General features: G+C 69.8%; 20 protein-coding genes. 10 read left to right on the forward strand and 10 right to left on the reverse strand.

Features of this window, described 5'->3' with window-relative positions; all coding sequences use genetic code 11:
* Window positions 1-71: 71 nt before the first annotated feature.
* From nagA to DL519_RS31470, 3 genes are all read right to left on the reverse strand, one after another.
* Window positions 72-1,220, reverse strand: a complete 1,149-nt coding sequence (gene nagA, locus DL519_RS31460; RefSeq protein ID WP_190820179.1) for an N-acetylglucosamine-6-phosphate deacetylase — start codon at window positions 1,218-1,220, stop codon at window positions 72-74.
* Window positions 1,217-2,140 carry an ROK family protein gene (locus DL519_RS31465; RefSeq protein ID WP_190820181.1) on the reverse strand — a complete coding sequence of 308 codons (924 nt, stop codon included), beginning with the start codon at window positions 2,138-2,140 and terminating at the stop codon, window positions 1,217-1,219. Before DL519_RS31465 ends, nagA begins: the two co-directional genes overlap by 4 nt.
* A gap of 87 nt (window positions 2,141-2,227) precedes the next feature.
* A complete protein-coding gene (locus tag DL519_RS31470; RefSeq protein ID WP_190820183.1) occupies window positions 2,228-2,800 on the reverse strand; it encodes a SigE family RNA polymerase sigma factor in 573 nt (190 codons plus the stop codon).
* Window positions 2,801-2,890: 90 nt separating this feature from the next.
* On the opposite strand from DL519_RS31470, the gene DL519_RS31475 reads away from it, so the two are divergent.
* From DL519_RS31475 to DL519_RS31490, 4 genes are all read left to right on the forward strand, one after another.
* On the forward strand, window positions 2,891-3,169 hold the full coding sequence (locus DL519_RS31475; protein ID WP_190820185.1) for a YciI family protein: 279 nt from the start codon (window positions 2,891-2,893) through the stop codon (window positions 3,167-3,169).
* Window positions 3,170-3,413: 244 nt separating this feature from the next.
* Window positions 3,414-4,448 carry a class II fructose-bisphosphate aldolase gene (fbaA, locus tag DL519_RS31480; protein ID WP_010312779.1) on the forward strand — a complete coding sequence of 345 codons (1,035 nt, stop codon included), beginning with the start codon at window positions 3,414-3,416 and terminating at the stop codon, window positions 4,446-4,448.
* A gap of 233 nt (window positions 4,449-4,681) precedes the next feature.
* On the forward strand, window positions 4,682-5,092 hold the full coding sequence (locus DL519_RS31485; protein ID WP_190820187.1) for a DUF3151 domain-containing protein: 411 nt from the start codon (window positions 4,682-4,684) through the stop codon (window positions 5,090-5,092).
* A 98-nt stretch (window positions 5,093-5,190) separates the two neighbouring features.
* A complete protein-coding gene (locus DL519_RS31490; protein ID WP_190820189.1) occupies window positions 5,191-6,294 on the forward strand; it encodes an FUSC family protein in 1,104 nt (367 codons plus the stop codon).
* An 11-nt stretch (window positions 6,295-6,305) separates the two neighbouring features.
* Here the strand turns inward: DL519_RS31490 and DL519_RS31495 are convergent, their stop codons facing one another.
* The 3 genes from DL519_RS31495 to DL519_RS31505 all read right to left on the reverse strand — a co-directional run bounded on the left by DL519_RS31495 (window position 6,306) and on the right by DL519_RS31505 (window position 8,407).
* Window positions 6,306-6,587, reverse strand: coding sequence for a hypothetical protein (locus DL519_RS31495; RefSeq protein ID WP_190820191.1), 282 nt, complete (start codon window positions 6,585-6,587; stop codon window positions 6,306-6,308).
* A gap of 140 nt (window positions 6,588-6,727) precedes the next feature.
* Entirely contained in the window at window positions 6,728-7,366 is a 639-nt protein-coding gene (locus DL519_RS31500; protein ID WP_190820193.1) for an HNH endonuclease family protein, read from the reverse strand.
* A gap of 339 nt (window positions 7,367-7,705) precedes the next feature.
* A complete protein-coding gene (locus DL519_RS31505; protein WP_223839795.1) occupies window positions 7,706-8,407 on the reverse strand; it encodes a hypothetical protein in 702 nt (233 codons plus the stop codon).
* 103 nt (window positions 8,408-8,510) lie between these two features.
* Between DL519_RS31505 and DL519_RS31510 the strand changes: the two genes are divergently transcribed.
* Window positions 8,511-9,797: an adenylosuccinate synthase gene (locus DL519_RS31510; RefSeq protein WP_190820195.1), complete on the forward strand. Its 1,287-nt coding sequence runs from the start codon at window positions 8,511-8,513 to the stop codon at window positions 9,795-9,797.
* Between the two features lie 373 nt (window positions 9,798-10,170).
* On the opposite strand, the gene DL519_RS31515 is transcribed toward DL519_RS31510, so the two are convergent.
* From DL519_RS31515 to DL519_RS31525, 3 genes are all read right to left on the reverse strand, one after another.
* Complete coding sequence (locus DL519_RS31515) at window positions 10,171-11,004, reverse strand: transposase family protein (protein ID WP_190813279.1); 834 nt, start codon at window positions 11,002-11,004, stop codon at window positions 10,171-10,173.
* Window positions 11,005-11,312: 308 nt separating this feature from the next.
* Window positions 11,313-12,926: a Na+/H+ antiporter gene (locus tag DL519_RS31520; RefSeq protein WP_190820197.1), complete on the reverse strand. Its 1,614-nt coding sequence runs from the start codon at window positions 12,924-12,926 to the stop codon at window positions 11,313-11,315.
* Between the two features lie 271 nt (window positions 12,927-13,197).
* The gene (locus DL519_RS31525) at window positions 13,198-14,313 is read right to left on the reverse strand and encodes a glycerophosphodiester phosphodiesterase (protein ID WP_190820199.1); all 1,116 of its coding nucleotides are present in this window, start codon (window positions 14,311-14,313) and stop codon (window positions 13,198-13,200) included.
* A gap of 222 nt (window positions 14,314-14,535) precedes the next feature.
* Between DL519_RS31525 and purD the strand changes: the two genes are divergently transcribed.
* The 5 genes from purD to DL519_RS31550 all read left to right on the forward strand — a co-directional run bounded on the left by purD (window position 14,536) and on the right by DL519_RS31550 (window position 19,678).
* Window positions 14,536-15,795, forward strand: coding sequence for a phosphoribosylamine--glycine ligase (purD, locus tag DL519_RS31530; RefSeq protein ID WP_190820201.1), 1,260 nt, complete (start codon window positions 14,536-14,538; stop codon window positions 15,793-15,795).
* A 145-nt stretch (window positions 15,796-15,940) separates the two neighbouring features.
* Entirely contained in the window at window positions 15,941-16,240 is a 300-nt protein-coding gene (locus DL519_RS31535) for a hypothetical protein (protein ID WP_190820202.1), read from the forward strand.
* 12 nt (window positions 16,241-16,252) lie between these two features.
* On the forward strand, window positions 16,253-17,446 hold the full coding sequence (locus tag DL519_RS31540) for a WXG100 family type VII secretion target (RefSeq protein ID WP_190820204.1): 1,194 nt from the start codon (window positions 16,253-16,255) through the stop codon (window positions 17,444-17,446).
* A gap of 481 nt (window positions 17,447-17,927) precedes the next feature.
* On the forward strand, window positions 17,928-19,106 hold the full coding sequence (locus tag DL519_RS31545) for a pyridoxal phosphate-dependent aminotransferase (protein WP_190820207.1): 1,179 nt from the start codon (window positions 17,928-17,930) through the stop codon (window positions 19,104-19,106).
* A gap of 407 nt (window positions 19,107-19,513) precedes the next feature.
* The gene (locus DL519_RS31550; RefSeq protein ID WP_010312751.1) at window positions 19,514-19,678 is read left to right on the forward strand and encodes a hypothetical protein; all 165 of its coding nucleotides are present in this window, start codon (window positions 19,514-19,516) and stop codon (window positions 19,676-19,678) included.
* Window positions 19,679-19,835: 157 nt separating this feature from the next.
* On the opposite strand, the gene DL519_RS31555 is transcribed toward DL519_RS31550, so the two are convergent.
* The gene (locus tag DL519_RS31555) at window positions 19,836-20,435 is read right to left on the reverse strand and encodes an HAD family hydrolase (RefSeq protein ID WP_190820209.1); all 600 of its coding nucleotides are present in this window, start codon (window positions 20,433-20,435) and stop codon (window positions 19,836-19,838) included.
* Window positions 20,436-20,443: the final 8 nt, after the last annotated feature.

Genomic DNA, 20,443 nt, shown 5'->3' on the forward strand with positions numbered 1-20,443 from the left:
AGCGTAGCGAGGGGCGACCGACCCCACGGCGTTCCGGCGGTCAGCGCCGGGGCGTGAGTGGTCTTCCTCGGTCAGTTCGGTTTGGTCACCCAGGTGCCGTCCTTCATGACCGCGTCCAGCTCCAAGTCGGCGTCCAGGACGACCAGGTCCGCCGCTAGGCCCGGCCGGATCTCGCCGATGCGGTCGCCGAGGCCGAGTAGGCGCGCCGGTTTCGTCGACGAGGCCGCGACCGCTGCCGGCACCGTCAGCCCGCAGGACACGACCAGGTTCCGGAACGCCACGTCCATCGTCAGCGTGCTGCCTGCCAGCGAGCCGTCCGCCAGGCGCGGTTCGCCGTCGATCACGGTGACCGGCAGACTGCCCAGCTCGTATGTGCCGTCGCCCGCCTCCGTGGCGCTGATCGCGTCCGTGACCAGCACCGTCCGCCCGGTGCCCGCGTGCGAGGCGGCGAGCTTCACGACCGCCGGGTGCAGGTGTACGAGGTCGCAGATGAGCTCGACGGTCACCCGCTCGTCCTCGAGCAGGACCCCGATCGGGCCCGGTTCCCGGTGGTGCAGCGGCCGCATGGCGTTGAACAGGTGCGTGGCCACCGTCGCGCCCGCCTCCACCGCGGGAACCACCTGGTCCAGCACCGCGTCAGTGTGCCCGACCGCGGCGATCACGCCGTTGTTTACGAGCTGCCGGATGGCGTTCAGCGATTCCGGCAGCTCCGGCGCCAAGGTGATCATCCGCACCGCGCCTCGCCCGGCGTCCAGCAGCTGCTGGACGGCCGTCTTCTCCGGCGGCCGGAGGATCGCCGGGTCGTGCGCGCCGCAGCGCGCCGCGGACAGGAACGGCCCCTCCAGGTGGATGCCCGCCAGCGGGCCGTCGGTGACTAGTTCGCTGAGCGCGCTGATCTGCTTGGTCAGGTCGGGCAGCGGCGCCGACACGAGGCTGGCCAGCATCGTCGTCGTGCCGTGCGCGCGGTGGGTGTTGATCGCGGCGTGCGACTGGTCGACCTCGATGCCCGTGAACGAGCCGCCGCCACCGCCGTGGCAGTGGATGTCCACGAAGCCGGGCACCAGCCACCGCCCGGCCAGGTCGACGGCGGGCCCGACCGGCGCCGGGCCGGTGCCGACCGCGGCGATCTTCCCGCCGGAGACGCGGACCCAGCCTCCGTCCAGCACTCCGTCGGCGGTGACGACCTGCCCACCAGCGAGGATCAGTTCGGGATCGTTCACGTTGTTTTCAACCCTTCCGTCGCCAGCAGAGCTGCGCCGAGGCAGCCCGCGGTGTCGCCGAGCTCGGCCAGTTTGAGATAGGGGCGGCGGTGGTACGCCGCCAGCATGCCGTCCAACCGGGCGCGCAGCGGCTCGATGAGCAGCTCCCCGGCCTGCGCGAATCCGCCACCGAGCACGATGCACTCGGGCGCCGCGACCGTCACGAGCACCAGCAGGCCCTTAGCCAGCGCATCGATCGCGTCCTGCCACACCGCCTGCGCGTCCGGATCGCCCGCCCGCACCGCGGCGGCGACGTCTGCCCCCGAGACGTCCCGGCCGGTCCGCGCCCGGTAGCGCCTGGCCACCGCTGCCGACGATGCCACGGCCTCGACGCATCCGCTGCTCCCGCACCCGCATGGTTCGCCGTGCCCGATGTCGATGTGCCCGATCTCGCCGGCGAAGCCGCCCCCGGCGTAGAGCCGGCCGTCCAGCACTATCGCGGCGGCGATCCCGGTGCCGATCGGCAGCATGACCACGTCGCGCATCCCGCGGGCGGCGCCGAAGCGCACCTCGGCGAGCCCGCTGGCGCGGACGTCGTGGCCGAAGCCCAGCGGCAGTCCGATGCGGGCGGCGAGCCGGTCGCGCAGCGGCACGTCCCGCCAACCGAGGTTGGCGGAGAACACCCCGACGCCGCGCACCTCGTCGACCACGCCGGGCACCACCACCCCGACGGCGTCCACCACGTCCGCGCCGGAACGCAGGTCGGACACCACCTCGGCGACGGCCTTGACGACGAGATCGGCGGTCGCGGCACCGTCCGCGCCGCGCGGGGTCGGGCGCCGCGCGTGGCGCAACGGCCGCGCGGTATCGCGGTCGACGGTCACCAGGGCTGCCTTCATCTCGGTACCGCCGACGTCTACGGCGATGGCGTGTGCGGTCACGCCGACGATCCTCCGCTACCAGCCACCCATTGGTCTACACCAAATTGGTGTGTTGTTTGCCGTGGATTTCGCGGACTTCCCTCTCGATCAGTTGCCCATCAGCCTCTGCAGGGCCCCCAGCCCGCGGCTCGCGGTCGACTTCACGGTCCCCCGCGACACCCCCGTGGCCTCGGCGATCTCCGCCTCCGAGAGGTCCCCGTAGTAGCGCAGCACCAGCACTTCGCGCTGCCGGCGTGGCAGCTGCCCCAGCGCGGCCACGACCGCCTGGTGCTCGGCGGTCAACATCGCCAGCGACTCCGCCGACCGGGCGTCGGTCTCGTGCGGCGGCTGGTACTCGCGGGCCGTCTTGCGGCGCCGCAGCACCGAGCGGCTGCCGTTGACGACCGCGGTCCGCAGGTAGCCGATCGCGGCCTTGGCGTCGCGCAGCCCGGACCAGTTGCGGTACAGCCCGGTGAACGCCTCCTGCACCACGTCCTCGGCCGTCGCCGGGTCGTCGACCAGTAGTATTGCCAGGCGCACCATCCGCATGCGCTGCTGGCGGTACAGGTCTTCCAGGGTCAGCGGCAGCGCCGGGATCTGCGCGGACGGGTTGTCCAACGCGCGCAGGTGCCCGAGGGTCCGTTCGACGCTGCGTTCGGCGCTGTGCGAATCACCGGCCATGATCGAACAACCTACCGGCTGGCCACTGGCGGGTGTACCACGACCAGGTAGCGTCGATATCGATCGGTGATCCGCAACGGAGGTGTCGGGATGGCCAAGTTCGTGGTCGATCTGGTGTATGGCGAGGACGAGGAGCGCCGCCTGGAGGTGCGTCCCGCGCACCGGGAGTACTGCCGCGACCTAGCCGACCGCGGCGTGCTGCTGGCGGGCGGCCCGTTCGCCGACAACCTCGGCGCGCAGCTGATCTACGAGGCGGCCGACGCCGACGAGCTCCAGAAGGTCCTCGACGCGGACCCCTACACGGAGGCCGGCGTGATCGCCAAGACCACCGTCCGCGAGTGGAATCTGCTCACCGGGGCGTGGGCGTAGCAGCGACTTTCAAGATCAAATCGGTGGCCTCCCTGGCCGCCGAACCTGCAGCGTGTGAGGATGTCCACAGGATTCGTCCTGTTCTGAATCCTGTAACCGGCTTTCCAAAAGAGCCCCCGCTGGGGCACTGTGACGCGAAAGTGTGGCACCGGGCCGGAAGTGCCCGCTGGTAGCGGGCACGAGCTCGTAGGATGCTGCGCGATCCCCGTCACCATGACAAGACTCCACCCGAGGAGGACGACCGATGCCCATCGCGACCCCCGAGGTCTACGCGGAGATGCTGGACCGGGCGAAGGCGGGCGAATTCGCCTACCCGGCCATCAACGTGACCTCGTCGGAGACGCTAAACGCGGCGCTGCGCGGGTTCGCCGAGGCCGAGAGTGACGGCATCATCCAGTTCTCGACCGGCGGCGCCGAGTTCGCCTCCGGCACCAAGGTCAAGGACATGGTCACCGGCGCGACCGCACTGGCCGAGTTCGCGCACGTGGTGGCCGCGAAGTACCCGGTGAACATCGCGCTGCACACCGACCACTGCCCGAAGGACAAGCTGGACGGCTTCGTCCGGCCGCTGATCCAGATCAGCCAGGAGCGGGTCAACCGCGGCGAGAACCCGCTGTTCCAGTCGCACATGTGGGACGGCTCCGCGATCGACCTGGACGAGAACCTGGAGATCGCCCAGGAACTGCTGGCGGCCGCTGCCCAGGCCAAGATCATCCTGGAGCTGGAGGTCGGCGTCGTCGGCGGCGAGGAAGACGGCGTCGCCAACGACATCAACGAGAAGCTCTACACCGCGCCCGGCGACTACGAGAAGACCGTGGACGCCCTCGGCGCCGGCGAGAAGGGCCGCTACCTGCTGGCCGCCACGTTCGGCAACGTGCACGGCGTCTACAAGCCGGGCAACGTCAAGCTGCGCCCGGAGATCCTCAAGCAGGGTCAGGACGTGGTGACCGAGAAGCTGGGCCTGCCGGCCGGCTCGAAGCCGTTCGACCTGGTCTTCCACGGCGGCTCCGGCTCGCTGCTGGAGGAGATCCACGAGGCGGTCTCCTACGGCGTGGTGAAGATGAACATCGACACCGACACCCAGTACGCCTTCACCCGGCCCGTCGCGGACCACATGTTCAAGAACTACGACGGCGTGCTGAAGATCGACGGCGAGGTCGGCAACAAGAAGGCCTACGACCCGCGCAGCTACCTGAAGGTGGCGGAGCAGGCGATGGCCGCCCGCGTGGCCCACGCCTGCGAGAACCTCAAGTCCGCCGGCCGCATGCTCGCCGGCTGACGTCACCCGGAGGGTGCGCAATTTCGCGAGAAATTGACCGTCACCGGGGTGAACGTCAATTTCTCGCGAAATTGGCCCGGCCCCATGGCGGGGAGCCCGGGTGGTGACAGAGCGTTGCGGCGCCCGTCACCCGGAGATGGCGCAATTTCTCGCGAAATTGGCACCTCGCGGAGCGCGACGGCCCGTTCGCCTGGTGGCGGACGGGCCGTCTTCGCGCCTGGGAGGATTGGGGCATGACGAGGAACCTGTTGGAACCGCCGGAAACCCTGCTGCCGGAGAACGAGGCGGCGCAGGGCGAACTGGCCGCGGGCACCGACCCGGCCGAGGTCGCCGCGCACCACCCCACCTTCAGCGCCGCTTGGGCCGCGCTCGCGGAGTCGGCGCTGGACGCGGGCGAGAACATCGCCGCCTACGCCTACGCCCGCACGGGCTACCACCGTGGCCTGGACGCCCTGCGCAAGGCGGGCTGGAAGGGCTTCGGGCCGGTGCCGTGGCGGCACGCCCCGAACCAGGGCGTGCTCCGCTCGATCGCGGCGCTGGCGAAGGCCGCGAAGGAGATCGGCGAGGCCGACGAGTTCGACCGCTGCCGCCAGCTGCTCGCCGACAGCGACCCGGCGTCCCTGGAAGCGAACGGCCTGGCCTGAGCGGAGTCCTCGGGTGCGCGACCGGTCCGGTCGCGCACCCGAAGATCAAGCGAGGATCACTTCGGTGACGCTCGGATTGCGCCGGGATCTGCCGGACAATGTCCACCGTGCACCGATTGCGCGAGGAGCTCGTCCGCCGCTTGCGCCGCCTCATGCGCACCGGCGTTCCGATCGCCCAGTGCGCGATCGCGGCCGGCCTCGCGTGGTTCCTGGCGCGCCACTTGTTCGGGCACCCGGCCCCGTTCTTCGCGCCGATCGCCGCCGTCATCTCGCTCGGCGTCTCGCTGGGCCAGCGGATGCGGCGGGCCTTGGAGCTGGTGGTCGGCGTCAGCATCGGGATCGGCGTCGGCGACATCCTGATCTCGTTCATCGGCACCGGCGCCTGGCAGATCGCGCTGGTCGTCGCGCTGGCCATGAGCACCGCGGTGCTGCTGGACAGCGGAGTCGTGATCGTGCTGCAGGCCGCGTCGTCGTCGGTGCTGGTCGCGACGCTGCTGCCACCGGCCAGCGCGGGCGGGCTGACCCGCATGATCGACGCGGCGATCGGCGGCCTGGTCGGCTTCGTGGTCGCCGCACTGCTGCCGGCGAACCCGCTCGCCGTGGCGCACCGCAACGGGCGCCTCGTGCTCGGTGCCCTCGCCGACGCGCTGCGCGGTGTCGGGAACGCGGTGGCGCGGCAGGACCGCGATCTCGCCACCGATGTGCTCGCGAAGGCGCGCAAGAGCCAGAAGCACGTGGAAGAACTCCGCACCGCGCTGGAGGCCGGGCAGGAGATCGCGCGGTTCGCGCCCATCCGGTGGCGGCGGCGCGGCGACCTGGAGCGCTACGAGACGGCGGCGACGCCGATCGACCGCGCGCTGCGCAACACCCGCGTGCTGGCGCGACGGGCGCTCGCCGCGCTGCGGGACGGCGAGCCGGTGCCCCGCCCGCTGCCGGGGCTCCTGGAGGAGTTGGCGGGCGCCGTGGTGCTGCTGCGCGACGAGCTGGCCAGCGGTGTGGATCCGCTGCAGACCCGCGAGACCGCCCGGTCGGTTGCCAAGAAGTCCACAGTGGAGCTCCTCGGCGAGGGGGACTTCTCGATGCAGGTGGTGGTGATGCAGGTCCGCTCGATCGCGGTGGACCTCCTGCAGGCCACGGGTCTCAGCCGAATCGAAGCGATCGCCGCCCTACCGCCCCTGCACCCCGAGGAGAAGTCCGGGTGAGGGCCCCTCGCTCAGCCACGTAGGCCGGCATCGGGGCGGTGCAGGACCGCTACCAGGGCGGTGTGCAGCGCGCCGTGATCGCGCGGGTCGTGGAGGTGGCAGTCGGCTGCCGAGAGCCGGTACCACTCGGCGGCGCCCGCATAGCGCACCCACACGGTCACGTCGCCGTCGGTGCATTCGGTGGCCAGCTCCAGGTCGCCGGTGATCACCCCGACCTCGTCGGTCATCACCCCGCCCGGCGGCGCGGTTACCTCGGAACGCAGCACCGCTGCGCGCTCTGCGTGGTCTGACATCGAACCGCCCTCTTCACGACGCCTCGGATGTCCCAAGTATGTCCTGCCAGGACCCGACGCGTTCGGACGGCGATTTCGCGCAGTGCCGCGCCGGCCAGGTCCGGACAGGGCGGTGCGCCGCTGATCGGGGCACCTCTTGATCAGCAGCCGTCGAGGGCCTTCTGTAGCGCGGACTTCTCCGCGTCGGTGACGGTCAGCTCGTACTTGTGCTTGGTGCCGACCCACATCGACGCGTACTTGCAGTGGTAGCCGGCCTCCGGCGGCATCCACTCGTCCGGGGTCTGGTCGCCCTTGGCCTGGTTGACGTTGTCGGTGACCGCGATCAGCTGCGGGCCTTCCAGGTCGTTGGCGAACGCCTGGCGCTGGTCCTGGGTCCACTTCGCGGCACCGGAGCGCCACGCGGCGGCCAGCGGCACGACGTGGTCGATGTCCAGATCGGATGGTTTGGTCCAGGTCCCACCGTCGTAGGGGCTGAACCAGCTGCCGGAAGTCGGGTAGCAGTCCGAGCCGACCGCCACGTCCTTCCCGTCACGCTTGAGCACCGCCTCGCGGGTGTTGCAGCCGTCCGGGCCTTCGATCCAGTGCGGGAACTTCGCCCGGCTGTAGCCGTCCATCGAGCCCTCCGGCGCGACGGTCAGCTCAGCGAGTTCGGTCTTCGCCGTCTCGGGGCTGGGAATGCCGGGCGGCTCGGCGCTGGCCGGAACGGCCAGCGCGAGGCCGAGGGCACCCGCCAGGGGCAGGGCGGTCAGGGTCGCGCGCAACGATCGGTGGCCTCTCATGGCTTCCCTCCGCATGAGCGTCTCGTCGGTGTCCGTGTTGACCATTGCCCACGCAGGTGGCCGAGACAATGCCGGAGCGTGACCGACGGATAACTTGGCGTGAAACCGCCACCGATCGTGCCACCGCCTGGTTAATTTCGCACCAATCCGGCACACCGGTTCCGGAAGTCACCGGAATTGCGGCTCGCCGAGTTGGTTCCGTCGGCGCTCGTCCCGTTTGGAATGGGTGATTTCGGGCCCATCCGGCCCGGATTGACGCAGGTCAGCGCGTTGTGCATCAGGGGATCCCGATTTCGGGTGAAATCGGATCCTATTTGGTCGAAATGCGGAGTTTTGATTTCAGCGGGCCAGTTGGAGGTCTTCGGTGTGCCGGTACCAGACCCACTTCTCGATCGGGCGCGGATGGGCCACGCCGTCGCGGCGCACCGTCGCCGAGCGGAACGACGCCTGCACCGCGCGACCACGCGTGACGTCGCGCCGACGGCGCAGCAGGCCGCGGCGGATGGTGGTGACCAGCAGGCCGTCGGCGGCCGGCTCGAGAATGGCGCTCAGCGGATCCGCGGTGGGCTCCGGCAACGGCGTGGCGGCCGGGTCCGGCGAGATGGTGATGCTTACCGCAGCGCCGTTGAGCACCTGCTCGTCGTCGCAATACACCTGGCCGGTGATCGGCTCGATCGTCCCCTCGCCGAGCAGCACGCCGCCCGAATCGTCCCTGATCAACGCCGCCGGGCGCGGCAGCGCGGTGAGCGCGCGGTCGAAGTCGCCGACCTGGAGCCCCCACAGCCGCGCGGCCGGCGAGTCGGCGACCGGGACGTAGCCGACGACCAGGTCGGCCAGCCGGTTCTTGCGGAGCAGGCGCAGCACCACCGCCGCGAGGTCGGCGTCGGTGCCGTGCACCACCAGCCGCTCCTCGGTGTCGGCGACCAGCGGATCCACGTCGTCGCGGCCCGGCGTGGCCGGGACGTCGAACCATTGCACTCCGTCACCGGACGGGCGCGCTGCGCACTCGACGTTTCCGCAGGACAATGCGGTGGTACTCACGTTTCGCTCCTGGTTTACCCTGATCGACCGGCATACCCCGTGGTGGGAGCGGGCGAAGCGTGCGGTCACGCTGGCGACCACCCAATCCAGGTTGGAGTTTCACATGCCGGCGATCGTGCTGATCGGCGCCCAGTGGGGCGACGAGGGCAAGGGTAAGGCGACCGACCTGCTCGGTGAGCAGGCGCAGTGGGTCGTCCGCTACCAGGGCGGCAACAACGCGGGTCACACCGTGGTGCTGCCGGACGGGCAGGACTTCGCGCTGCACCTCATCCCGTCGGGCATCCTCACCCCCGGCGTGACCAACGTGATCGGCAACGGTGTCGTCGTCGACCCCGGCGTGCTGCTGGAGGAGCTGGCCGGGCTGGAGGGCCGCGGTGTGGACACCTCGCAGCTGCTGGTGTCGGCCGACGCGCACCTGATCATGCCGTACCACGTGGCCATCGACCGGGTCACCGAGCGGTACCTCGGCAAGAAGCAGATCGGCACCACCGGGCGCGGCATCGGGCCCTGCTACCAGGACAAGATCGCCCGGGTCGGCGTGCGGGTGCAGGACCTGCTGGACGAGAAGATCCTGCGGCAGAAGGTCGAGGCCGCGCTGGACATCAAGAACCAGATCCTGGTCAAGGTCTACAACCGTCGCGGGCTGGACGTCGACGAGGTCGTGGACACCGTGCTGTCCCAGGGCGAGCAGTTCGCCAGCCGCATCGCCGACACCAAGCTGCTGATCAACGAGGCGCTGGAGCGCGGCGAGACCGTGCTGCTGGAGGGCTCGCAGGGCACCCTGCTGGACGTCGACCACGGCACCTACCCGTTCGTGACCTCGTCGAACCCGACCTCCGGTGGTGCCTGCGCCGGTTCCGGCATCGGCCCGACGAAGATCAACGCGGTGATCGGCATCCTGAAGGCCTACACCACCCGCGTCGGTGCCGGTCCGTTCCCGACCGAGCTGATCGACGAGGCCGGCGAGAACCTGCGCAAGCAGGGCGGCGAGTTCGGCGTGACCACCGGCCGGTCGCGGCGCACCGGCTGGTTCGACGCGGTGATCGCGCGCTACGCGACCCGCGTCAACGGGATCACCGACTACTTCCTCACCAAGCTGGACGTGCTGTCCGGGCTGGAGACGATCCCGATCTGCGTCGCCTACGACGTGGACGGCGAGCGGGTCGACGAGATGCCGATGACGCAGACCGGCGTGCACCACGCGGTGCCGGTGTACGAGGAGATGCCGGGCTGGTGGGAGGACCTCAGCGGGGCGCGCACCTTCGAGGACCTGCCGGCCAACGCCCAGGCCTACATCGAGCGGATCGAGGAGCTCGCCGGGGCGCGGATCTCGGCGATCGGCGTCGGCCCCGGCCGCGACCAGACCATCGTCCGCCACCCCATGGCGTGAGTTGAACCGCAATTTCAACGAACGTTTCCAGGTGGCGGAACCTCAGCGGCCTTCTCGGCTGCAGGATCCCGGACACACGTATGACCAATACGTCGCGTCCGGGCTGTCCTGGCGAGAAGGCCGCTGAGAACCCGCGGCGGTGCCGGTTGCGAGGGTGGGCCAAGGCGGCAGCCCCGCCTGCGGCAGCCCCGCGCCACGGGGCTTCCAGCATCGCGGCTCCGGATCGGCCACGCTGAAAAGGCCCAAGGAAACCGGATCTTCGATTTCAATGGGGTTTTTTCATCCTGTTTGTTCTGGTGGTGGGGGGTTGACGGGGTGGGGTGGGGTGTGTGTGGGCTGGTCAGGGGCGATGATCATTTTTGATGATCGTTTGTCAGCGGGTGATTTCGAGGTTGGTCAGCACCAGCAGGGCCCGTAGTAGGCGGGTGGCGTTGGCTGCGTGCATGCGTAGGCGGGTGAGGATGCGCCAGTTTTTGAGGTCGGCGAAGCCGTGTTCGCAGGTGGCGCGTTCGCGGGCAACGAGTTGGTTGGCTTGTTTCTGGGCGTCGGTGAGCGGGTGGGCGCGGGCGGCGCGGCGGCCGATGATGATCACGGGTTCGTCGGGGTCGTCTTCCAGTCCGGTGAATCCGAGGTCGCACATCGCGCCGAGTTCGGCGTCCCGGAGTGCGGTGGTGATGTTGTTGTGGCGGGCGGTGGTGACTTCCGAGGCCCGCCCTGGTTTGGCCGCAGAGAACCACAACAGGTTGCCTTTGTGGTCGGTGAGGGCGAGAAACAGCAGGCCGTGGGCTTTGTGTTTGCCGCTGTAGTTGCGCCGGTTGTTCTTGCCGGTGCGGCGCTGGGTGCGCACCAGGGTGCCATCCAGCAGCACGACCTCACCCCCGCCGCGGGCCACTTTGCTCAGGACGCGGTCCAGGCGCGGGGCACGGGCGGCCAGCAGGTCGATGACCTCCAGCACCCAGCGGCGGATCGTCGAGGCCGACACCCTGTTGCCGCCGGCCATGTCCAGCAGCCGCTGGTCGTGACGCAGCACCGCGAGCACGATGATCGCCTGCGTACCAGGGGTCACCTTGCGCCAGCGAGAGCGGATTTTCCTGCAGTGCGTGGTGATCAGCGAGGCGAGGTAGTCGATCGTGGCCCTCGACACGGGAAGTTGGGCTTGGTACACAATGGGTTCGGTGCCCTCGGCGGGGCTGGATTGGGTTTTCACACACTCCCCAACCCCGCCGGGGGCACTCTCGTTGCAGCCAACCGGCCATGATCATCGTCACATCTTCTCCGCGACCACGGCCACCGTCAGATGATCTTGATAAATGATCATGGCCCTGGCCAGCCCGCCCACACCACGCCACCCACGACCACACCCTCTGACCAGCCAAGATCAGGATGAAAAAAGCCCAATGGAAATCATGGATCGTCGGCGTGTCGAACGCCGACACGCCGACGGCTGTGGATAACTTCCGCAATTTCAATGGAAATCGGATCTTCGATTTCCATTGAAATTGCGGGGAACTGCGGTCAGCGGTTTCGCCAGGAGCTGTCCAGGGCGGCTTCCTGTAGGTCCAGTTCGCGCAGGACGCGGCGCAGCACCTCGTCGTCGAGGTTGCCCGCGTCCCGCTCGTCGGCCATCGCCGAGCGCTGCACCTCGATCAGGTCGCGGCGCAGGTCGGAGAACACCTTGCTCGCGGTGTCCGCCCGCTCGTCGGGCGTGCGCCCGACCTGCTCCGCCGCCGCCATCCCCTGGTGCTCCACCAGGGCCCGCATCCGGCCGATGATCCGGTCGAAGTGCTCCGGGCTGGTGTGCAGGTCGCCGGGCGTGAGCCCGTCCAGGTAGCGCAGGGCGGCGTTGGTCGCGGTCACGCGGGCCTCCGACTCGGCCTGGTCGTCGCGCGCGGCCTCGTCCGGGTCGGTGACGCCGAGCTTGCGGATCAGCCACGGCAGCGTCGTCCCCTGCACCAGGATCGTGCCGACCGCGATCACGAACGCCATGAACTGGATCAGCTCCCGTGCCGGGAACGGCTCACCGGTGCCGGTGGTGTGCGGGATCGCGCCCGCGGCCGCGAGGGTGACCACGCCGCGCATCCCTGCCCACGAGAGCACGGCCGTGCGCCGCCACCGGGCGCCACGCTTCATGGTGGTGGCCAGCAGCTGCGACACACCTGGCAGGTAGTTGGAGCAGAACATCCACACGATCCGGATGCCGATCGTCGTGGCCAGGATGATCAGCGCGTGCACCAGCACCGCGCCGATGTTGCGCCCGGAAGCGACGAGCGTTGCGACGACGGAGTGCAGTTGCAGCCCGATGTAAGCGAACACCAGGCTTTCCAGCAGGAGGTTGATCGACGCCCAGACGGTGTGCTCCTGGAGCCGCCCGGCGGCCCGGGCACGCGGCTGGTTGTGGCCGACGTACAGCCCGGCGGTCACCACCGCGAGCACGCCGGAACCGTGCAGCTGCTCGGCGGTGAGGTAGGCGATGAACGGCACGAGTACGCCCAGCACGGTCGCCACCTGCACGTCCGGCACGCGGGTCCGGGCGATCTGCGCGAGCATCCCGAACACCAGCCCGAGGACGACGCCGTCCACCACGGCCAGCACGAACACCAGCGCCCCCTGGGCCAGGGTCGGCGTGGTGCCGACGACCGCGGCGATCGCCATCCGGTAGATCGTCAGCGCCGCGGCGTCGTTGATCAGGCTCTCCCCGCCGAGGACCGTCATCACGCCCCGCGGCAGCTTCAGCTGGCGGCCGACCGCGGCGGCGGTGACCGCGTCCGGCGGCGCGATGACCGCGCCGAGCACGATCGCCGAGTTCAGCGGCAGTTCCGGGATGAGCGTGTAGGCCAGCCAGCCGATCAGTAACGACGTGGCCACGACCTGCAGCACGCCGTGGTGCACGATCGGCGCGATCCGAGCCCGGAAGTTGGTGTAGGAGCTCTCCAGCGCGGCGGCGTAGAGCAGCGGCGGGAGCACGACGGTCAGCAGCAGCTCGGGATCGATCTCCAGCTGCGCCGTGGCGGGGATCAGCGACGCGACGAGGCCGACCAGGACCAGCAGCAGCGGGGAGGCGATCTCGCGGCTCCGCGCGACAGCGGTGACCAGCAGCGCACCGATCAGGACGAGCAGCAGTTGGGCCACCGAGCACCTCCGTCCATCATGGACAGGTTAGGCGGCCCGATGGCCGTAGTACCTCTTTCCAAGCTCATCCTGCGACCAATACGCGGCATCGGGGACTGGCCTCGCCAAGTGCCCCGACGGGGTGGGCGAGCACGGCCTGAGAACCCAAGTGTCGTAGGTGGGCTAAGCGCCTTCGGCACTTCAAAGACAAAGAACAGCCCCGTGAGTGTTTCTGGGGGTTGTGGTACCCGAAAACACTCACGGGGCTCGAGCAGCGGAAGCGGAGTTCCGATCAGCGGTGCGTCGCGGCGAACTCGTCGCGGGCGGTGACGGCGATGTCCGGCTGGTCGCTGAAGATCCCGTCGATGCCCTGGTCGAACAGCGCCCGGAAGAACCCGAAGACGTCGCCGAAGGCGGCCGGGGCGGCCGAGGACCGGAAGTCGGCCGGCAGGAAGTTGTTCTCCGCGCGGACCGTGTACGGCACCACCTCGAGCCCGGCCGCGTGCGCGTCGGCGACGACGGTGGTCGGCTTGGTGAGGAAGCCGTCGGCGTTCACCGGCAGGATCACCTTGGTGTCCGGGCCGATCACGTCCGCGTACCCGGCGATCTCCCGCAGGCCCTCCGGCTTGACCAGGTCGGCGTAGGTGCGCGGGTCACCGGACGCGATGAAGTCCTGCGGCGCGCCGGAGTTGCTGATCAGCTGCACGAGCTGCACCCGCAGCACCTGGTCGAGCTCCTTGAGGTTGCCCACCTCGAAGGACTGCACGGCGACCTTGGCGTTCGGCCGGTTCAGGCCGCTGCGGGTCAGCGCCTCGACAACGCCGGGCTCCAGCGGCAGGCCGAGCTTGGCGAAGTAGCTGGGGTGCTTGGTCTCCGGGGCGACGCCGATCTCGCGGTGCAGCTCCCGGGACAGGCGCTCGCGCAGGTCCAGGACCTCCTGGAACGTCGACACCTCGTAGCGGCCGTCGTAGATCGTGTTGTTCGGCCGGATTGCCGGGATGCGCTCCTTGGCGCGCAGCGTCTTGAGCTCGGCGAGGGTGAAGTCCTCGGTGAACCACCCGGTGATCGAGGTGCCGTCGATGACCTTGGTGGTCTTGCGGTCGGCGAACTCGGGGTGCGCGGCGACGTCGGTGGTGCCGCCGATCTCGTTCTCGTGCCGCGCGACCAGCACGCCGTCCTTGGTGGGCACCAGGTCCGGCTCGATGTAGTCGGCACCCATCCGGGCCGCCAGCTCGTAGGAGGCCAGCGTGTGCTCCGGCCGGTACCCGGAGGCACCTCGGTGCCCGAAGACCGCCACCTGGTCGGTGTCCTGCGGCCGGTTCGGTGCGGCGATGGCGGGCGCGGTGATCAGGCCCAATGCCGCTGCGCCCGCGACGGACAGAGCTGTCAGGCGTACCCGGATCGTCATTTGCCCTCCTGTGTCTCGCGCAGCATGTCGATCAACGCTGCACATTCGGGCAAAACACTGACCGCCGCAATCGACCATTCACGCAAGGCGCGGCGACCCGGCGACAACGGTCAGGTGAACTACCGGGATCGGCCGGATGATCCAGCCCACGTGAGGTATCCGCGCGAGGATTGGCGGGGGCATTGCCGACGTGGCGTGCCGCACGCTCTACGCTCACGTTTTGTGCGAATCCTCGTGATCGGTGGCGGTGGCCGGGAACACGCGATCGTCCTGGCGCTGTCCTGCGACCCGTCCGTGACCGCGCTGGCCTGCGCGCCGGGCAACGCGGGCACCGCTGCCCTCGCCGAGACCTACGGCGTCGACGTCGCGAAGCCGGACGAGGTGGCCGGGCTGGCCACCAAGTGGCAGGCCGACCTCGTCGTGTTCGGCCCAGAGACCCCGCTGGTCGCGGGCGCCTCCGACGCGGTCCGGGCGGCTGGCATCCCCTGCTTCGGCCCGTCGAAGGAGGCCGCGCGCATCGAAGGCTCCAAGGCGTTCGCCAAGGACGTCATGCTCGCGGCCGGTGTGCCGACGGCGCACAGCGAAGTGGTGGACAACCCGGCGAAGCTGGACGCCGCGCTGACGCACTTCGGCCCCACCTGGGTGGTCAAGGACGACGGACTGGCGGCCGGCAAGGGCGTGCTGGTGACCGGCGACTTCGACGCGGCTCGGGCGCACGCGCTCAAGCTGCTCGACGGCGGGCACCCGGTGCTGCTGGAGTCGTTCCTAGACGGCCCCGAGGCGTCGCTGTTCTGCCTGGTCGACGACACCACGGTGGTCCCGCTGCTGCCCGCGCAGGACTTCAAGCGGGTCGGCGACGGCGACGCGGGCCCGAACACCGGCGGCATGGGTGCCTACGCGCCGCTGCCGTGGGCACCGGATGACCTGGTCGAGACCGTGGTGCGCACCATCGTGCAGCCGACGGTCGACGAGCTGGCGCGACGCGGCACGCCGTTCTCCGGCCTGCTGTACGCCGGTCTCGCGCTGACCTCCAGCGGCCCGCAGGTGATCGAGTTCAACTGCCGCTTCGGCGACCCCGAGACCCAGGCCGTGCTGGCGCTGCTGCGCACGCCGCTGGCGTCGCTGTTCAACGCCGTCGCGCGCGGCGAGCTGGCCGAGCAGCCGCTTGAGTGGGAGTCCGGTGCCGCGGTGACCGTCGTGGTGGCCGCGGAGGGCTACCCCGGGCGGCCGCGCGTCGACGACGTGATCCAGGGCGGCGACGTCCAGGGCGTCCTGCACTCCGGCACCCGTCGCCGGGAGGACGGCGCGGTGCTTTCGGCCGGCGGCCGCGTGCTGTCGGTGGTGGCCACCGGCGTGGACCTGGCGGCGGCCCGCGAGGAGGCGTACCGCCGGGTCGAGGGCGTGCACCTGCCCGGCTCGCACTACCGCACCGACATCGCGCTCCGCGCGGTGCAGGGCGAAATATCCGTTCCGACCGCCTGACCGGCTCGAAACTTCGCTGAAATCCGCCCGGTGATGGGGAATTCCCCGACACCGGGCGGGTTTTTCTGATGTCCTTGCTCTGGCCCGCGGAACCGGGCCGCGGTGCCCGCCGTCGAACGTGCGGGGTTGAGCGCGAGGAGGAGCGGTGACCCAGGCGGGCTACAACATGCAAGCCCTGGAGGACTGCCGAGCGGTGTTGGACGGCAAGGCCGGGCCGGTCGGGGCGGTCGGAGACGGCTTCGAAGGCCAGCACGTCGACGGCGCGATCTTCGGCGAGCTGGAAGCGGCGGGTTCGTTCGCGTCCGCGATCACCGAGCTCGACGCCACGGGCAAGCGGGAGCTGGACGCCGGGGAGCAGTTGTTGCGCAGCGCGAGCAGCGCGCTCGACGCGGTGCGGACCACCGTCGAGGACATCGACCAGGCGAACGTCGAATCGTTCCGCTGAGCTGGGGACCAGATGGGGATTTCGGGAGAGGTGGCGAGCAAGCCCGGTGGGGGCGAGCTCGCCGAGCAGCTTCGCAAGATCGAGGACAGCAGGCCGGAGGATATCCGCGCGATCGGCAACCGCTGGCGCCAGGCGGCCGGTAAGACCGGCGACCACGGGCGGGATCTAGACCAGTCTGTGCGCAGTCTCGACGGGGCGTGGGAGGGTGCCTCCGCGGACGCCTTCGTCGCCTACATGGGCAAGATGACCGGCGGGTTCGACAAGGCCCGCGAGGCGTTGCAGAGCTCGGCCGACGTGCTGGACCGAGCGGCGGAGGCGGTGCGGTCCGCCAAAGACCAGGCCAACGCGATCGGCGAGCGGGCGCTGGCCGATGCGCGGCGCGCCGAGGACGCCTACCAGAAGGAGATCGCCGGAACGACCGACCAGGCCGCCAAGGAGGAGGCGGCGGGACGGCGCGACGAGGCCATCAGGAAGGCCATGCAGGACCATGCCCAGGAGGCCACCGGCAAGATCGACGAGGCGAACTCGAAGCTCGGCGCCGCGCTGGGCGAGTTGCGCGGCGCCGCGGCAGGGCTCACCGGAGCGTTGTCCTCGCTGCCGAAGGCCGGCGAGCAACCGTTCACGCCGACCCCGGGTCGGCAGGTCGACTGGGACATGACCCCGCCCTCGCAGACCAACCAGCAGTCCGCCACGCCCGGCGGCGAGTCGAGCTCGTCCGGTGGCTCCGGCGGTTCTGGTGGTGCCGGTGGTGGCGGGGGCGGTGAATCCGGCGGCTCCGGCGGCGCCGGTGGCGGTGGCGACGGTGGCCTCGGGCCCAGCGGTGGCCCGCCCAGTAGCGGTCCGCCGCCCGGCAACGTCGAGCAGTGGATCCGGGAGGCCATCAAGATCCTGCAGGCCAACGGCATCCCGGTCACCGAGGACAACATCGACGAGATCTGGACGATCATCCAGAAGGAGTCGGGCGGCAACCCGCACGCGATCAACGACTGGGACTCCAACGCCGCGAAGGGAACGCCGTCGAAGGGCCTGATGCAGTGCATCGACCCGACGTTCCAGGCGCACAAGCTCCCCGGGCACGACGACATCTGGAATCCGGTGGACAACATCATCGCCGGGGTCCGCTACACCTTCGACCGCTACGGCGGCTTCGGAGGGCACCCGGGCCTGAAGTCCATGTCCCAGGGCGGCGGCTACCAGGGCTACTGACGGGCACCTGTTTCCAGGCCCGTTTTGCATGGCGGTGCCGGCGGCGGACCCTCAGTCAGAGTCTGTTGATGAATGGTCTGGGTGGGTGGTCGCTTAGCGGAACCTGAGAGGTTCCCTGGACTGCGGGTGCCCCTCCTGATGTATGTCCAATACGCGGCGGAGGGGCCGTCCTCGCCAGAAAACCTCTCAGAACCCGCCGATGGTCGTCTTGGCAAGGTGAATGCAAGCGGCTACGCCGCTTCCAAAGGCGCGGACGGCATTCGCCGACAGGCTCTCAGAGGCCTTCTCGGCTCCGGGATCCCCGACGCGCGGTATGTCCAATACGTCGCGTCGGGGCTGTCCTCGCGAGATAGCCCGGGGTGCGGGGGTGTCGTCCTCCTGGTCGTGAACGTGGTTACTCGACATCTCCACTTCACAACCGGAGGACAGCGAGGGGCGGCCAGGTGTCCGGGGCCGACCGGGCACCTGGCAGGCTGGGGGCATGTTCGACAGCGCCACTGCATTGCGGGTCGCCGAGCGGGCGGCCGTCGAGCCGTTCCAGGTGATGGAGGTCCTGTCCACGGCCGCAGCACGGCAGCGGTCGAAGGGCGACGTGGTCTCGCTGGCCGCCGGCCAGCCCGCCACGCCCGCGCCGAAGGCCGTCCGCGAAGCCGCCGCGCGGGCGTTGAACCACTACGCGCTCGGCTACACCGAGCAGCTCGGCCTTCCTGAACTGCGCGAATCGATCGCCGGGCACTACGACCGGTCCTACGGGCTGGCGGTCCAGGCCGACGACGTCGTGGTGACCACCGGTGCCTCCGGCGCCTTCCTGCTCGCGTTCCTCGGCGCTTTCGACGCCGGGGACCGAGTCGCGCTGGCCCGCCCCGGCTACCCGGCCTACCGGAACATCCTGGCGGCACTGGGCTGCGAGGTCGTGGAGCTGCCATGCGACGAGACGACCCGCTTCCAGCCGACCGTGGCGATGCTGGACGCACTCGACGAGCCGGTGCGCGGGCTGATCGTGGCAAGCCCCGCGAACCCGACCGGCACGGTGCTCTCTCGCGACGAGCTGGCCGGGCTCGCGCGGTGGTGTGAGACCAACGGCGTGCAGCTGATCAGCGACGAGATCTACCACGGCCTCAGCTACGGGGATCCGCTGCACTCGGCGTGGGAGTTCTCCCGCGAAGCGGTCGTGGTGAACTCGTTCTCCAAGCTCTGGTCCATGACGGGCTGGCGGCTGGGCTGGATGCTGGTGCCGCCGCGGCTGCGCCGCGCGGTGGACTCGCTGACCGGGAACTTCACGCTCTGCCCGCCCGCGCTGTCCCAGCACGGGGCGGTCGCGGCGTTCTCCGAGGACGCCTACGCCGAGGTCGGTGCGCACGTCGAGCGCTACCGGACCAATCGGGAGCTACTGCTGAACGGACTCGCGGACCTCGGCATCACCCGGGTCGCCCCGGCCGACGGGGCGTTCTACGCCTGGGCGGACATCGGGCACCTCACCGACGACGCGACGAGGTTCTGCCGGCGGCTGCTCGACGAAACCGGTGTCGCGGTGGTGCCGGGTGTCGACTTCGACCCGGTGCTGGGCAACCGCTTCCTGAGGATGTCGTTCGCCGGGAGCACCGAAGACATCGCCGAAGCCCTGGACCGCCTGGCCCGCTGGCTCCGAAACGCCTCCTGACTTCGGGGCTGTCAAAGGCGGTTCCGGAAGACGTTGGTTGGAGCGAACGGACCGTTTGTGTCGTCGAGCCTGTTGCGTTTTCGGCGAAAACGGCTGAACCGAAGTACCAAATCAGTCTCGATCGCCGCCGTTTGTCCGCCAGTGGCCATCTCAGCCGTGATCGATCGATCACGGTCCGTGGTGGGCGTAATTTTGCAACAGGCTCCTATCGAGGTGAACGGGCCGTTCGCTTCCCGCTAGACGCTGTGGCGCGCAGAAACGCTCATGGGTTCCGACCGGTGGGAGCGCTGGTCTCGGGGTTCCCTGAGTTTTCCCTGGTATGGGCTTTCGGGAGGCCGCTGCGGGCCGGTTGTCTGGCACGCTGGAGGCACGACGGGATCCGGCGCGGTCGAGCTGAGGTGCTTGCGATGTTGTGGAAGGTGATCGGCGGCCTGTTGCTGCTGTGGCTTGTGATCTCGGTGGCGGGTTTCGTCATCAAGGGGCTGTTCTGGCTCGCCGTGATCGGCGGCGTGCTCTTCGTCGCGACCGCCGCGATTGGCTGGGCCCGGGACCGCAAGCAGATCAAACCCTGACCCTCGATTGGAACGCGGTGAGGGGCACCCTTGAGCGGCTGTGCCGCCTGAAGAAGCGGCTGTGCCGCCCAACGGTGCCCCTCACCGCACCGCTCCACCCGATCAAGTGATGAGTGAAGGGCACCGTTGACCTAGTAAGCCCTTCGGTACTCGGGGGTCAGGGGAGGACGCCGTGGGTTCGGAGGGTGGCTCGGGCTGCTTCCGCGCCCTGCCAGCGCTCCGCGTGGAGGCCCGCTTCGCTGGCTCCGTCCACGTTCTCCTGGCGGTCGTCGAAGAACAGGCACTCCTCCGCCGGGGCGTCGAGCGCTTCGAGCAGGGCCCGGTAGATCCCCGCGTCCGGCTTTGCCAGGCGCAGGTCGCCCGAGAAGATCAGGTGCTTGAACAGCCGCGCCCAGTTCGTCTGCTCCGCCGCTCGCCCGAACGACGACGGCGCGTTGGACAGCACCGCCATCGTGACGCCTTGCCGGTGCAGGTCTTCCAGCAGCTGCACGGATTCCGGCACGGTCTCCGACCAGCCGACGACGTCGGCGCGGGTCAGCCGCTCGGACAGTTCGGCGTCGACGCTCTTGCCCAGCCTCGCCGCCACCGCCTGCCAGTACTCCAGGTCGGGGCGGCCCCAGTCGTAGGAGAAGCGCTCGGCGAAGTAGGCCTCCTTGAACTCCGGTTGATCCGCGTCGAGCAGCGCCGCGATCGCGGGCAGCGCCGTCGTGCGTCGGCTGATCACCTCGCCGTAGTCGAACACGACCCAGCGCACCATGCGTCCTC

Origin of the sequence: Saccharopolyspora pogona (genome assembly GCF_014697215.1) — a bacterium.
Taxonomy (GTDB): domain Bacteria; phylum Actinomycetota; class Actinomycetes; order Mycobacteriales; family Pseudonocardiaceae; genus Saccharopolyspora; species Saccharopolyspora hattusasensis.

Excerpts from the sequence above, each read along its gene's own strand:
- DL519_RS31470 (WP_190820183.1), bottom strand. The coding sequence starts at position 2,800 with ATGGCCGGTGATTCGCACAGCGCCGAACGCAGCGTCGAACGGACCCTC.
- DL519_RS31540 (WP_190820204.1), top strand. The coding sequence starts at position 16,253 with ATGGGGATTTCGGGAGAGGTGGCGAGCAAGCCCGGTGGGGGCGAGCTC.
- DL519_RS31545 (WP_190820207.1), top strand. The coding sequence starts at position 17,928 with ATGTTCGACAGCGCCACTGCATTGCGGGTCGCCGAGCGGGCGGCCGTC.
- DL519_RS31475 (WP_190820185.1), top strand. The coding sequence starts at position 2,891 with ATGGCCAAGTTCGTGGTCGATCTGGTGTATGGCGAGGACGAGGAGCGC.
- DL519_RS31510 (WP_190820195.1), top strand. The coding sequence starts at position 8,511 with ATGCCGGCGATCGTGCTGATCGGCGCCCAGTGGGGCGACGAGGGCAAG.
- fbaA (WP_010312779.1), top strand. The coding sequence starts at position 3,414 with ATGCCCATCGCGACCCCCGAGGTCTACGCGGAGATGCTGGACCGGGCG.
- DL519_RS31525 (WP_190820199.1), bottom strand. The coding sequence starts at position 14,313 with ATGACGATCCGGGTACGCCTGACAGCTCTGTCCGTCGCGGGCGCAGCG.
- DL519_RS31485 (WP_190820187.1), top strand. The coding sequence starts at position 4,682 with ATGACGAGGAACCTGTTGGAACCGCCGGAAACCCTGCTGCCGGAGAAC.
- DL519_RS31550 (WP_010312751.1), top strand. The coding sequence starts at position 19,514 with ATGTTGTGGAAGGTGATCGGCGGCCTGTTGCTGCTGTGGCTTGTGATC.
- DL519_RS31500 (WP_190820193.1), bottom strand. The coding sequence starts at position 7,366 with ATGAGAGGCCACCGATCGTTGCGCGCGACCCTGACCGCCCTGCCCCTG.
- DL519_RS31555 (WP_190820209.1), bottom strand. The coding sequence starts at position 20,435 with ATGGTGCGCTGGGTCGTGTTCGACTACGGCGAGGTGATCAGCCGACGC.
- DL519_RS31490 (WP_190820189.1), top strand. The coding sequence starts at position 5,191 with ATGTCCACCGTGCACCGATTGCGCGAGGAGCTCGTCCGCCGCTTGCGC.
- DL519_RS31495 (WP_190820191.1), bottom strand. The coding sequence starts at position 6,587 with ATGTCAGACCACGCAGAGCGCGCAGCGGTGCTGCGTTCCGAGGTAACC.